This is a genomic window from Shewanella sairae (genome assembly GCF_023283535.1).
GTDB lineage: Bacteria > Pseudomonadota > Gammaproteobacteria > Enterobacterales > Shewanellaceae > Shewanella > Shewanella sairae.
The window spans coordinates 1-13654 of the sequence record NZ_JAKILT010000008.1 but is presented as its reverse complement, the minus strand read 5'-3'; the positions used below and the strand labels follow the sequence as shown (position 1 = coordinate 13654).

Here is a 13654-nt window from a genome sequence, read left to right as displayed (position 1 = left end):
ACCGTTAGAGTGGCATGGCGATTTAAACACTGCAAGTATAAGCCACAGATTAGTAAAGCAAGTGGTGCAGACATAGTCAGCTGTTATTGAAATGTAACATTAAAACTAATGTGAAACCTTTTTCGACTTTAGTCGGTCTGATTAGTTAATAGCAACATATTGACCTTAAATAGGATGGAAGCGGGCAATGAATATAAAAAAAACTGCTGCATGGGATAAGTTCAAAGAGAGTGACATTACGCCCGAAGACGTTTATCAAGACCGTCGACGTATACTCAAGCAAATGGGGTTTGTTGGTGCCAGTGCATTGCTCTCTTCCCATGCGAATGCGGGTGTATTTGACCTTTTTTCAAGTGATGATAAAAAAGCGGCTTTTTTAACCCAGCCTTTACCATTTGCTAAGCAAGCACAATATGATCATTTACTTTATGGGGCGCTAACGCCTGAATCAAAAATAATTTCTCACAATAACTTTTATGAGTTTGGTACAAGTAAGACAGATCCTGTTGAGAATGCACAAGGCATGAAAGTCCAGCCATGGACCTTGGTCATTGATGGTGAAGTTGATAAACCTATGACCTTAGATTACGACGACTTGCTTAAACTCTTCCCCCTAGAAGAGCGTGCCTATAACTTTAGATGTGTAGAGGCGTGGTCGATGGTGATCCCCTGGGTTGGTTTTTCATTAGCAAGCTTACTTAAAAAAGTGGGTGTAAATAGTAAAGCGAAATATGTCGCGTTTGAAACCCTCTATGATCCAGAGCAGATGCCAGGCCAAAGAAGTCGCTATGCCGGTGGAGGGATTAATTACCCCTATGTTGAAGGACTCACATTAGCCGAAGCCATGAATGACCTGACTTTTATGTCTGTAGGCTTATATGGCAAGACCTTGCCGCCACAAAATGGTGCACCTATTCGTTTGGTCGTACCTTGGAAGTATGGCTTTAAGAGTATTAAATCTATTGTGCGCATTCGTTTAACTGACAAACAGCCACCGACTTCTTGGAATCAACTTGCTGCCAATGAGTATGGTTTTTACGCCAACGTTAATCCAGAAGTTGATCATCCTAGGTGGTCACAGGCTTCTGAACGCCGTATTGCACAAGGGGGGCTTTTCTCAGCAAAAAGGATCCCGACGTTACCTTTTAATGGATACGCTGAGTTTGTGGCAGATCTTTACAAAGGCATGGACTTAAGAAAATTCTATTAGCCTTGTAAGTGGGGTGGATAAAAATAGCGTTAATATAAGTCATGTTAACGCTTACTTTAAAAGCTTCATAACTCTATTAAGCTTGCGAGTACAAGATAGCTTTATCAAATAATAAAGCTTATCAGTTGTTTAGAATATATAAATGCTTTGAAGTTGGAGACGTCTATGGGGTTAACTCGCCGCTCTTTATTTTGGCTTAAAGTGCTATTTCACTTAATTGGTATACTGCCTATAGTGTATTTAGTGCTTAAAGTCGTGACTGATAATGCGGGTGGCGACCCGGTACAGTATATTATTCATTTTACCGGAATAGGGGCGTTAAATGCACTTGCCGCGACGTTGCTTCTCTCACCTGTCGCTAAGCGCTTTAGGCTGTCAATATTAATGCAAACAAGACGGTTAGTTGGACTCTATGTTTTTGCATACGCAAGTCTACATGTGTTGGCATTTTTCAGTTTAGACCTGTTGTTTGCATGGTCGCTTTTCTTTGAAGAAGTACTGAAGCGGCCGTATATTTTAGTTGGTGCATTTGCTTATATATTGTTATTTTTACTAGCGCTAACCTCGTTTAAGCGGGTAATGCGTAAGATGGGTAAGAGCTGGCAGAAGTTGCATAATTGGATTTATTTAATCGCAATACTCGTTCCAATACATTTTTACTGGTCAGTTAAATCAGAGGTGATAGAGCCAAGTTTATATATTTTGTTTTTTGCTTTGTTGCTTGGGTATAGGGTAAGAAAAAATATTAAATTGATAGTTTCAGTAAAGAAAATGTCTTCAACTTTGCTCAGTTTCATTAACCGAAATAATAAATCACGGCAGCGTTCTAGTTGAAATTGTTTTTTCAAGAATTGGTTATGCACAAATAAAAGTAAATTTATGGCTAGCTATAAGTGGAAAAAGTTATCTAACAGAAAGTGAAGTCAGGAAAAGCTAATGAAAATAGTAAGTTAAAATTTACAATATTCGTTAATATCATAGATGTTTATTTTTTTTACCTGTTAGATCTACATTATTCATTTGGGAGGCGTTAGCCCTTCCATAGGCTAAGTTTTTTAAGCGTTGACTTGTTCATATTAAGCAATAACTGGCTTAGGCTAGCCGATATAGCTACCCGTACATGGCCTATTTAGCAGACTTGTTTCGTTGAGTATCAACGACCTAATTAGCCTTGTTATGCATATTAACTGCAGCTAAATGATTAACTAAGCTAAGCTCTTTGTCGCTTATTGTTACTATAGAAGCTCCCGATGACTTTAGGTATTTTCCTGCTGTTTCATTATTTGAACAACTTCATCGTAGGAGATATTAAACTGACGGGATAGGTTAATAATTTTTGTTTTATAAGTTTGAATACTTTCTTGTTGAGACAGCAGACGCTTTTCATTTTCAACAAGTTCATTAACCGCTTCTTGTAAAATTAATAAACGTCGTAGGTTAAAGTCTAACGAGTCAATATAATTCAACATTTGTTGTTTATTACGCGCTTGCTCAAGATCACTTGAGTGCTTTTTATCATAACCATATTGGTCTAGTGCCGCGATAGCACTTTCTAATTCCATATTTTTGTTCATTGTTACCTGCGACTAAACGGAAAGGGGCTGTAATGGTGCTTTTGAAGATTATAGTTTGTAATTTAACTCCAGCAAAGCAGAGATTGCATAAATATTAAGTAATTTCAGTGTTAACGCTTGGGTTTCTTGGTCTTAGGTGTCAATCTAGGTAAAGGTATTTGCTGGAAGCATGACGCTATGTCAGCGGCGTTCTCCTATTAACATTATAGAGGAGAGTTAATATGACCCGTTTGTGTTTTTACTCTACTGACTCTAGTTAATCTGTTCGTTTACTTTATGCCAATATTCAGTGCCTAGAATTTATTTATCATAGGCTCTATAAGGAGCTTTACCGCTAGACTTTTGTAAATTGAGAAATTTAAGAGTTGAAGTCTACACTCTTTACTTATGTAGGTTAACGCAAGCTCAAAGTAACCAGTGCAAGGAGGCAAAATGCTAGATTTATTACCCGACTTATTTGATAACTATGCCGATAAACTTACTTTGTTACCACCAATGTTCAAATCTTATGGCGGGGCAAATTTTTTTAGTGGGCAGGTTGTTACCGTAAAGTGCTTTCGAGATAACTCGAAGGTAAAGGAGCTATTAGCGCAAGATGGCACTGGTAAAGTGTTAGTCGTTGATGGGCAAGGAGCAACGGATTGTGCACTAATGGGTGACATGATTGCTGAGAGTGCTGCACGGAACGGCTGGCATGGAGTTGTTATTTTTGGCTGCGTTCGTGACGTTGCTACTTTAAAGACAATAGCTCTAGGTATTCAAGCTATCGGAGCGAACCCGATTAAGACGGAAAAGAAAGGTGTCGGCGAGATAAATATTGCCGTTGAAATATATGGCGTGACGATTTCTCCGCATTCGTATATTTATGCTGATGCTAATGGTGTGGCAGTTTCTAATGAAGCACTCGACACATCTGTGCTAAATTTATAATAATGGCTTTATATTAGCGTCTTAGTGATAACAGATGGAATCTGCGATGAAATTTTTAAAATGGTTTTTAATATCAATATTAGGCTTAGTGCTCGCGTTGGTGGTTTATGTCACCGTTATTTTCGACCCCAATGATTTTAAACCACAAATTGTTGATTTAGTTAAAGAGCAAACGGGCAGAGAACTTGCTATTGGTAGTGATCTATCATGGACATTCTTTCCAACATTAGGGATTAAGTTAGGCAATATCACGTTATCAAACCCTGAAGGGTTTAAAAACGCTTCTATGGTTGCGGTAAATCAAGTTGTAGCTGAAGTCTCCTTAATGCCATTGTTGAAAAAAGAAGTAGAAATTTCACAGCTTAATCTAGATGGATTAACGCTGATGTTAGAAACCCAAAAAGATGGCCGCACAAGTTTTGATGGTTTAGCGGGTGATAACGCAAAAGCAGAGCCATCAAGCCAGAGCGGAGCTGAAGGCAGCAAGCCTAGTGGCGCCAGTTTGGCACGTTTAGATATTGGCGGTATTGCGATTACAAATACTAAAATTACCAATATTGATAATACGACACAAACAGAGCAAGTTTTTGCCTTAAAAGAGCTAACACTTGGACGCTTCCAACTCGGTGAATTTGCGCCACTTAAATATCAGTTTACTGCAACATTGCCGGATATGAGTGTACTAAGCCAAGGTGAGGGCCAGCTTAAAGTTGCTCAAGACTTAAAAACTATCACCATTAATGAGTTTGTTGTGGACAACTTAGTGACAGGTGATGGGCTACCAAATGGTCGTTTACAAGCGGATTTAACTACATCTTTAGTCGTAGCGCTGGAAAAGCAAACTCTAAGTCTAGTCTTATCAAGTTTTAGTGCAGCCAATATCGAAGCGTCAGGCTCATTAAATGTGGCTTACGGCAAAAAAGTCCCTAACGTGATTGCCAAACTTGAAGTCGGTGATGTTGATTTAGATACCATGTTGCCAAAGCAAGAGGGTGAGCAGACCGAACAATCTCAGCAGCCTCAAGCCGACAAAACAGTCGCTGTTGAGCCGGATTTACGTCCTATGAAGTCTGTTAATCTAGATGTTGATGTGCGTATTAAGTCGGTAAAGGTGGCTAATCTTAAGACGCAAAATTGGGTGATGCAGCTTGTGATGAACGAGGGCATCGCCAATATGAAGCAGTTATCTGCAGATTTATACGGCGGAAAAATCAGTGCTTCAGCTCAGGTGGATGGCCGAAATAAAGTCGCTTCTTATCAGTTTGATAAACGCCTTTCTGGAGTCGATATTCGCGCCCTACTAATTGATATGGCTGAAGTTGATATGTTAGATGGGACAGCAAACTTTAACGTAGCAGGTAAAGGTAAGAGCTTAATACCTGATAACTTAAAGAAAAATTTACTTGCTAATGGAAAGTTTGAGATTGCTGACGGAGCTATCCATGGAGTAAATATTCCACAAATGATCAGGCAAGCCAAAGCTAAGATGGGCGGTGATATGACATCGGGCGTTGGTGCTACTGTGCAGAAAACAGATTTTACCAGTATGACTGGTTCATTTAATATTGCCAAAGGCGTAGTGAGTAACCCTGATTTAGATATGGCTTCTCCGCTAATTCGACTCAAAGGAGCGGGTACTGCCAACATTATTAACGAAGCGCTGGATTATAGACTAACTGCATCTGTAGTCGGCTCGTTAGAGGGGCAGGGTGGTGATAAACGTGATGCACTACATGGCGTAGAGATCCCATTCGCGATAAGCGGCACTATGTCTGAGCCAAAGTTTGCGTTAGATACCAAAGCTTTGTTGGACTCTAAGTTAAAGGAAGAAACTAATAAGTTAAAAGATAGCTTATTTAAGAAGCTGGGAGGCTCGTAAATGCAATTAAAGCCACTATTGCCTTTAATCGGTTTGAGCTTATTGGGCTGCTCGGGTCAGCAAGCTCAAGCGAGTAAAACGCAGGAACTACCAAAACCTGCAGAGCAAGCACATTTGACTACAAAGCCACATATACAATCAATTGAGGCAAGTGAAGAGCAAAGAGCCAAGCTTCTTGCTAGCGGCAAACTTGATAACAACTTGTCTGAAGAAAAGGATAAGCCTGTGAAGACACCTTTATTCGATGCGAAGCTTATCGTAACAGATAAGATAAATGTGACTTTACAATACACGAACCTTCAGTCTTATGCCGTTCCACTGATGTTTAGGTCTGGAATGACGGCAGATCTGTGGTTAATGGATCCTCAAGGGCAAAAGCTATGGGCTTGGTCAAATGAGATGATGTTTACTCAAGCTATTAGAGAAGTGGTTATGCCTGCGGGTAAAACACAAAATGTGAAGTTTAGGCTGCCTGTGAACATGGAAGACAAACTGGGTAAAGGATATCGACTAACAGCAATTTTTGCTGGACAAGCAACGGAGTCACAACGCCCAGCGATGGCTAAAGTTGTTTACGATTATTAGCGGAACTGATTAATAATATATATAGCAAAAAGGCGACCTTGTGGTCGCCTTTTATTTAAGCTGTTGAAAACGGTTATGCCCTGACTTTTGTCATGTCGACATACAGTTTCAACATTTGTCCTGGTTGAATATATTTGCTCTTTTCAAGAGAATTCCAACGAACAAGATCGTTTACACTAACATTGAACTTTCCTGCAATACGCGCTAGTGAGTCGCCATTACGAACCTTATAGCTAACGGTTCGCATTACTTCAGTTAACCCTTTCTGATTCGTTTTAGTGCCAGACCAAATGACCAGTTTCTGGCCTATTTGTAACGGGTCTTTTGGCGCCATGCTGTTCCAGCTTGCGATTTGAGCTGTTTTGACTTTATGTTGCCTAGCAATTTTCCACAGTGAGTCACCAGACTTTACTTTGTAGGTGATTTTGCTTGAACCGCGCGCTTTACTTTGTTGGCGGCTTAAACGCTGATCAGCTGATAATAGATATTCATCTAGGTTCTTAGCTGATACGGGAATAAGCAAAAACTTACCTGCAACAATGGTATTTCCCTTAATATCGTTGACAGACTTTAACGCTGAAATAGTCGTGTTATAGCGTTTTGCAATTGCACCTAGGTTGTCACCTGATTTAATTTGATAACGTTCCCAATTAAGGCGCTCTGTCGTATTTGTTTTATTAAGGGCAACTTTAAATGCTTCTGCCTTATTAACAGGTAAAACCAGCTTATGAGGGCCGTCCGGAGCGGTTGCCCAGCGGTTATAACCAGGATTGAGTTTATGTAGCTCTGACGTCGTCATATTGGCAATATCTGCCGCTAACGCTAAATCAATTTGGCTACCTATATTAATCACTTCAATTTGTGGCTTATTGCTAATCGGCGTGAGCTTAATACCGTACTTGTCAGCATTTTTAATCACATCGGCTAGTGCCAGTAATTGAGGTACATAACGCTCGGTTTCTCTTGGCAAATTAAGGCTAAAGAAATCAGTAGAGATGCCTTTTTTCTTATTGCGCTTAGCTGCATTGATGACTCGACCTTCACCTGTGTTATAAGCAGCAATCGCGTATAACCAGTTTTGTCCCGTTTTGCCATGCAGATATTCAAGCATATCTAAAGCAGCAGTTGTTGCTGCCGGAACATCACGTCGTCCGTCATACCACCAGTTCATTTGGAGGCCGAAGTGGCGCGCCATTGGTGAAGTAAACTGCCATAGTCCAGAAGCTGCTCCATGGGAGTATGCAAATGGGTCGAACGCACTTTCTACTATAGGCAGTAATGCGAGCTCGATTGGTAAGTTACGTTTTTCTATTTCTTCAACAATGAGAAACATAAACGGTGTTGCACGTTCAGAGACTCGCTCTAAATGTTGCGGATGTTTGATATACCAGTCGCGATATTGGCGTACAAGTTTTTCATCGGGTACTTCCATCTGCATATCAAGACGGATGCGTTGCCAAATATCAGTGATCTCTACGGTCTCTACGACTTCAGGAACTGTTGGCGCTATAGTGACTTTTTCAACTGCTATTGGTGTAGCAGGGATCCCTTCAGAAGTCTGTTGGCTGTCTAAAGTTTGACAACCTGTCAGCAGGGCAATGCCCCCTGCGACAAATAAAAATGGTACGCGCATCTAAAACGTATGTCCTCTAATTAGGCTCAAAAAAGCCAGAATATATCTGGCTTAGTGGCGCTGGAATAGCGGGCTATTGTAGATTATTTTTTAGAAAATGTCTTTCCAATGGCGCAGAAGTGCGAAGCTTTGCTCAGAACTCTCGATAGGTTGTTGAAATTTGGCCGCTAAATTTTGTCTAATTTCTGTACTATTAACCCGAATGAATGGGTTTATTGCTTTTTCTAGAGCAATTGACGAGGGTAAGGTCGGCTTATTTTGTGCTCTAAGAGCGGTAGCATCTAGCATGTACTGAGCAAGTACTGGATTGTTAGGTTCAACCGTATTTGCGAATTTAAGATTGGCCAATGTGTACTCATGGGCGCAGCAAACCCGAGTATTGTCGGCAAGTAAGCTTAATTGGCTCAAAGATTGATGCATTTGCTCAGCTGTGCCTTCAAACAATCTTCCACAACCGCCACTAAACAGGGTATCTCCGCAAAAAAGTACATCTTCGATCAAATAAGTAATGTGACCTAAGGTATGTCCTGGCACCTGTTGTACCTTAGCTGCAAGTGCAGTACCTTGAAGTTTGATTTCAGTTTCGTCGGTTATAGGCTGATTAATGCCTGCAATATGTTCAGCCTGGGGACCATAAACCGCGATTTGAGCGCCATAGTGATTAAGCAATTGCGCTATACCACCGGTATGGTCTTGATGATGGTGGGTGATGAGTATGCCTAAAAGCGGTTGTTTTATGTCATTGAGATAGTCGATAACAACTTGAGCGTCACCGGGATCAACCACATAAACACCGGAATTTTGCTCAGTTTGCAGCGCCCAGATATAATTATCGTTAAACGCCGGTAATGGAGTGATATGTAACATAACGAGACTCTCTATTTTTTAAACGATATCCGCTCTAATGAATTAATTTGAGCACTTAAACAAGTTTACTGACCAAAGCTGTTGCTTGTATACCGCTTTCGTTATTAAAGTAAGATATCAATGATACCGGAGATTGATTTGTCACAGCCTGAAATACCATTAAAGCCTTATCATTGGTCAGAGCTTCCAAATGGACCTGTTATCCGAGAAAGTTTAGAGAATGCTCTAACTTATTGGTGGCCGAGGATCTTTGGTTACTACATGCTAAATTTGGGGCCGTTAAGCCATAAGCTTGATAAACCGCATCTAGGCGTTAATCGCCAATATTCGTTATTTTCTGAAGTCGAAGCGCATATTCAAGGTGAGCTAAATCAGCTACCGATACAAAATGTCAGCATTGATGCAGTTGTCATGAATTTTATTTTAGAATTTGAAGCCGATCCTTACCGCGTGTTGCGAGAGGTTGATAGAGTATTGGTTTCTGGTGGGCACCTAATCATTGCGGGTTTTAATCCATTGAGTCCGATGTTTGTTGGGCAAGTATTGCCCAAGTATCAAAATGAAATACCTTGGAATGGACGTTTTTTTACGCCATCTAGGGTTAAAGATTGGCTAGGGCTATTAGGTTACCAAGTGGTAGCTGATGAACGTTTGATTCATCATCATCTACTAACAGAAATAAAAAGCGACAATATTTGGTCCCATGCACTTAAATCTTGGCTGCCCAGTACTGGTAGCTTATACGTGTTAGTGGCTAAAAAATTAGAAAGTCCATTAACCCCGATCCAAGCTAAGCGTAAAGTAAAGCAACCTAATTGGTCTACGGCGCCAAGTGCTGGTCGAGCAGGGCACGTGACTAAGTCATCAGATGAATTTTAAGAGAACAGATGCGTATAACATTAAAACAATTAGCGGTTTTTGAAGCAGTAGCCCGCAGTGGGCAAGTCGCTAAAGCTGCTGAAATGGTTAACTTATCTTCTCCTGCTGCATCAATGGCTTTATCAGAATTAGAAAAACAGCTAGATGCGCGTTTATTCGAACGTATTGGTAACCGTTTGCGTTTGAACTCCCAGGGAAGTTTACTTTTACCTTTAGCGACTGAAGCATTGCAAAAGGTCGATCAAATTGAACATGCTTTCTCACCGGCAGGCGCAGAGTTAGGTGGCGATTTAAATATCAGTGCAAGTTCTACAATCGGTAACTATTTGTTAGCCAGATCAGCAGTGGCTTTTTGTCAACAACACACCAATACTTTGGTTAATGTTGATATTGATAACAGCCAAAAAGTGATTAATGCTGTGTTAGAGTTTAGAAGCGAGATGGGTTTTATTGAAGGCCAATGTCTCGATAGTCGTTTAACCGTTGAGGCTTGGCATAAAGATCGCTTGTTAGTGTTTTGCCATCCGGCACATCCACTTGCCGGCAAAGTTGTACAGCCGAGTGAATTAAATAATATGCCTTGGGTCATGCGGGAAGAAGGTTCAGGTACCCGAGATTGCTTTGTTAATGCGGCTAATACACTTGATATGCAACCGCAAGAAAAGTTTAGGTTTTCAACACCCGATGCGATAAAGCAGGCGGTAAAGCAAGGTGCTGGTTTAGGTGTATTATCAGAGCTGACACTGGAAAAAGAACTTATTCGAAAAGAATTGGCGGTTATTCATGTTGAGGGATTAGCGTTAGAACGTAAGTTTTATCGTATTCACCATAAAAGTCGTCATTTCACTCCGATAGGTTTGGCATTTACAGAATTTTGCCAAACCTTTTTGAATACCGAGGGCTAATCTTATTTACTTAGCGAATAGGAAGACTAGGCTTGTTGGAGCTGGCTTAAATAACCTTTATCTTCTTGAGATGGTTTAGCTTCAGCTGCCCGGCGAGCTAAATCGTCACAGCGTTCATTTTCACTGTGGCCTGCATGGCCTTTTACCCAGCGCCAATCTATTTGGTGACGCTGAGATACAGTGTCTAAGCGCTTCCATAAATCAACATTTTTGACAGGCTGATTCGCTGAAGTTATCCAGCCTTTGCGTTTCCAGCCATGGATCCACTGTGTTATGCCTTGACGCATATATTGGCTATCACTGGTCAATATCACTTGGCAAGGAACCTTTAGTGTTTCAAGGGCGACGATAGGCGCTAATAGCTCCATGCGGTTATTTGTTGTGAGCACAAAACCGTCAGCAAGTTCTTTTGTTTGCTTTTTGTACTTTAAAACGATGCCATAACCGCCAGGGCCAGGATTTCCGAGGCAAGAACCGTCGGTATAGATAGAGATCTGTTTCAGTCCAGTCATCAAGTTGCTACCATAGCTATAATTGCTGGGCGAGTATACCCAAAAAATTTAACTGAGAAATGTAAAAATTCATATGAATATTGTTTCAAGCGCGAAGCGACAAATTATTCTCGATACCGAAACCACAGGTATGAACCAATCGAGCGGCCCGATTTATTTAGGCCATAGGATCATTGAAATTGGTTGTGTCGAAGTGGTAAACCGCCGCTTAACCGGTCGCCATTACCATGAGTATATTAATCCACAGCAACCGATTGATGAAGAAGCTATCGCGGTTCACGGTATTACCAATGAATTCGTCGCTGACAAACCTAAGTTTCATCAAGTCGCGCAGAGCTTTATTGAGTTTATTGATGGCGCAGAAATTGTGGCTCATAACGCTAACTTCGATATTAGTTTTATGGATCATGAATTTTCGATGTTGCAGCCGCTTGGGCCAAAAACGGCTGATATTTGTCAGATCCTCGACTCGTTAGCCATCGCCAAGCATTTACATCCAGGTCAGAAAAACAATCTGGATGCATTATGTAAGCGTTACGGTATTGATAACTCTGCACGTGATCTTCACGGCGCATTACTCGATGCCGAGATTTTGGCAGACGTTTACCTGTTAATGACCGGTGGGCAAACTAAATTTAACCTTTCAAGTGAAAAAGCCGGTCAAGAGGGCGGGGGGATCCAGCGTTTAAGTCTTGATAGAACAAAACTTAAAGTGATCGCCGCTTCGGCCGATGAATTGGTTAGACATGAAGAGCGATTAGATTTAGTCGCCAAGTCAGGACAATGCCTCTGGCGCGGATAATCACATTTTTAGAGCCCTCTATGACTAGAAAAGTTTACATTTTTACGGCTTTTTTCATCTGCTACTTTGTGTTTAGTCATGCAGCAGTAGCTGATGTATTGCTTTCTAAACATGCTTCAGAGTTAAAGAATCGTTTTAGAATCGATCATATGGTTGATTCAATGACGTTACTTATCCATAGAGAATATGGCTCTGCGCCAGTGATAATAGTTAGACCTGACGGCAGTAAATGGTACGTTAATCGTCATCCTCCAGAAAAGGTAACATGGATGGAGGGACTAACCGGTGACATGGTTACGATTAAAAAGCCGATGCCGGGTCCTTGGCAATTAATTGGTCAAGTCGTCGAAGGCTCGGTGATTGATAAAGTGACCAGCCTTTCTATTGACGTTGACCCATTTCCGCAGCCTTTATTTCAAGGAGAGCGTTTAAAGCTTACTGCCAGATTATTAGGTGACGAACAAAAGGTGCGACTGCCAGGCCTCGATTTCATGATAAATTGGACCGCTCGTTTTATTAGCGAAAGCAATTCAGCGGATGAAAACTTTGCTGCAGGTACGTTTATCGTTGGTGCTTATCGAGATAATGGCGAGGCATTAGATGAGCGTCCAGACGATGGTGTTTTTACTACTGATCTTGACTTAGAGCAGCCTTGGGGAGATTACACCCTACAAGTGAGTGCAAAAAATGCGGTTATCGACCGCCAATATAAACAGAAATTCAGATTATCTCCACAGCCAATAAAAGTAGACCTACTAACACCTGAAGACCCAAACTCAGGACTGTGGACATTACAGATATTAATAGATACTGAGCAGGTAAAAATAAATCAAACTCATTTAGAAGCGAATATTTTAGGGCCGACGGGAAAACGGGTTCCAATTACCATTAGCCAATTTGATGGGGCTGATACAAGGTTTTCTTTACCTAAAGTTATCGATTTTGGTAGTTATGACTTAAAACTCAGTGCAGTGACAACAACACTCAATGGTCGAGAAATAGTGTTAAGTCTGCCGGATCTGTTTTTCAACCTTGTACAACCGCCAGAGCCGCCACCTACAGCAGAAGAGCTGGCGGCAAGAGCGGAAGCGATTGCAAAAGAGCAAGAGCAACAAGCTAAAGACAAAGCGATTTTATTAATGTTATCGATTAACGGCGGGCTGATTTTGTTCGGCATCGTCGTTTTATTAGTCTTGCGTAAACGTAGCAACTTGAAAAAAGCATTAGCCGCTACCGAAGCTCGTCTGGAAAAAGAGGTTCGTCGTGAGAAAATGTTGCTGGAGTTAGATCAAATTGATTTAACAATGCCGGAAGATAATGAAGAAGCTTCAGCTCAAAAAACGTAGATTTAGTCTTTGAAATGTTTAACTTTGCACCAAATTGTTTGTTTTTTGGCTTGGTGTGCAGAGAGTTAAAAAAAATTATTGACGGACTACCTCACTCTACGTATTATTCACCGCACTTGATGTGGAGCGGTAGTTCAGTTGGTTAGAATACCGGCCTGTCACGCCGGGGGTCGCGGGTTCGAGTCCCGTCCGCTCCGCCAATCAAGTGCTAAATTTTAGTTATTTGTTAGTGACATAACGGGTAACACTAAATACCTTTTAAGGTATTTAAAAAAGTTTTGGAGCGGTAGTTCAGTTGGTTAGAATACCGGCCTGTCACGCCGGGGGTCGCGGGTTCGAGTCCCGTCCGCTCCGCCAATTTAGTAAAAGCTAACTTGTTTAGTTAGTAGTAAGTCATGTTAGTGACATAGCAATGACTTTAGAAATCGACATAATGGTTTCTTAAAAAAGTTTTGGAGCGGTAGTTCAGTTGGTTAGAATACCGGCCTGTCACGCCGGGGGTCGCGGGTTCGAGTCCCGTCCGCTCCGCCAA

At 41.2% G+C, this 13654-nt stretch carries 13 protein-coding genes and 3 tRNA genes; 12 read left to right on the top strand and 4 right to left on the bottom strand.

What is annotated here, in order from left to right; translation table 11 throughout:
* Positions 1-187 precede the first annotated feature (187 nt).
* A complete protein-coding gene (gene msrP / locus L2748_RS04765) occupies positions 188-1210 on the top strand; it encodes a protein-methionine-sulfoxide reductase catalytic subunit MsrP (RefSeq protein WP_220780864.1) in 1023 nt (340 codons plus the stop codon).
* A 165-nt stretch (positions 1211-1375) separates the two neighbouring features.
* Positions 1376-2044, top strand: a complete 669-nt coding sequence (gene msrQ / locus L2748_RS04760) for a protein-methionine-sulfoxide reductase heme-binding subunit MsrQ (protein WP_220780865.1) — start codon at positions 1376-1378, stop codon at positions 2042-2044.
* Between the two features lie 422 nt (positions 2045-2466).
* On the opposite strand, the gene L2748_RS04755 is transcribed toward msrQ, so the two are convergent.
* A complete protein-coding gene (locus L2748_RS04755; protein WP_220780728.1) occupies positions 2467-2784 on the bottom strand; it encodes a hypothetical protein in 318 nt (105 codons plus the stop codon).
* A gap of 432 nt (positions 2785-3216) precedes the next feature.
* Between L2748_RS04755 and L2748_RS04750 the strand changes: the two genes are divergently transcribed.
* Genes L2748_RS04750 through L2748_RS04740 form a run of 3 tightly spaced genes read left to right on the top strand, consistent with a single transcriptional unit; the run spans position 3217 to position 6178 of the window.
* Positions 3217-3714, top strand: coding sequence for a putative 4-hydroxy-4-methyl-2-oxoglutarate aldolase (locus tag L2748_RS04750; protein WP_220780727.1), 498 nt, complete (start codon positions 3217-3219; stop codon positions 3712-3714).
* 46 nt (positions 3715-3760) lie between these two features.
* Complete coding sequence (locus tag L2748_RS04745; RefSeq protein ID WP_220780726.1) at positions 3761-5593, top strand: AsmA family protein; 1833 nt, start codon at positions 3761-3763, stop codon at positions 5591-5593.
* Positions 5594-6178, top strand: a complete 585-nt coding sequence (locus tag L2748_RS04740) for a BsuPI-related putative proteinase inhibitor (RefSeq protein ID WP_220780725.1) — start codon at positions 5594-5596, stop codon at positions 6176-6178.
* Positions 6179-6251: 73 nt separating this feature from the next.
* On the opposite strand, the gene L2748_RS04735 is transcribed toward L2748_RS04740, so the two are convergent.
* Positions 6252-7811, bottom strand: a complete 1560-nt coding sequence (locus L2748_RS04735) for a lytic transglycosylase (RefSeq protein WP_220780724.1) — start codon at positions 7809-7811, stop codon at positions 6252-6254.
* Positions 7812-7901: 90 nt separating this feature from the next.
* Positions 7902-8678, bottom strand: coding sequence for a hydroxyacylglutathione hydrolase (gene gloB, locus L2748_RS04730; RefSeq protein WP_220780723.1), 777 nt, complete (start codon positions 8676-8678; stop codon positions 7902-7904).
* A gap of 138 nt (positions 8679-8816) precedes the next feature.
* Between gloB and L2748_RS04725 the strand changes: the two genes are divergently transcribed.
* Positions 8817-9557 carry a class I SAM-dependent methyltransferase gene (locus L2748_RS04725; protein WP_246616132.1) on the top strand — a complete coding sequence of 247 codons (741 nt, stop codon included), beginning with the start codon at positions 8817-8819 and terminating at the stop codon, positions 9555-9557.
* An 8-nt stretch (positions 9558-9565) separates the two neighbouring features.
* Positions 9566-10462, top strand: coding sequence for a LysR substrate-binding domain-containing protein (locus tag L2748_RS04720; protein WP_220780721.1), 897 nt, complete (start codon positions 9566-9568; stop codon positions 10460-10462).
* Between the two features lie 26 nt (positions 10463-10488).
* Here L2748_RS04720 and rnhA read toward each other — a convergent pair whose 3' ends face one another.
* Positions 10489-10974 (bottom strand): ribonuclease HI, encoded by a 486-nt coding sequence (gene rnhA, locus L2748_RS04715; RefSeq protein ID WP_220780720.1) that lies wholly within the window; start codon positions 10972-10974, stop codon positions 10489-10491.
* Between the two features lie 73 nt (positions 10975-11047).
* On the opposite strand from rnhA, the gene dnaQ reads away from it, so the two are divergent.
* The 5 genes from dnaQ (at position 11048) to L2748_RS04690 (ending at position 13653) form a co-directional block, all read left to right on the top strand.
* Positions 11048-11776 (top strand): DNA polymerase III subunit epsilon, encoded by a 729-nt coding sequence (gene dnaQ / locus L2748_RS04710; protein WP_220780719.1) that lies wholly within the window; start codon positions 11048-11050, stop codon positions 11774-11776.
* 20 nt (positions 11777-11796) lie between these two features.
* Positions 11797-13122, top strand: a complete 1326-nt coding sequence (locus tag L2748_RS04705; RefSeq protein ID WP_220780718.1) for a TIGR03503 family protein — start codon at positions 11797-11799, stop codon at positions 13120-13122.
* A 123-nt stretch (positions 13123-13245) separates the two neighbouring features.
* A tRNA-Asp gene (locus tag L2748_RS04700) sits at positions 13246-13322 on the top strand.
* An 80-nt stretch (positions 13323-13402) separates the two neighbouring features.
* Positions 13403-13479, top strand: a tRNA-Asp gene (locus L2748_RS04695).
* Positions 13480-13576: 97 nt separating this feature from the next.
* A tRNA-Asp gene (locus L2748_RS04690) sits at positions 13577-13653 on the top strand.
* Position 13654: the final 1 nt, after the last annotated feature.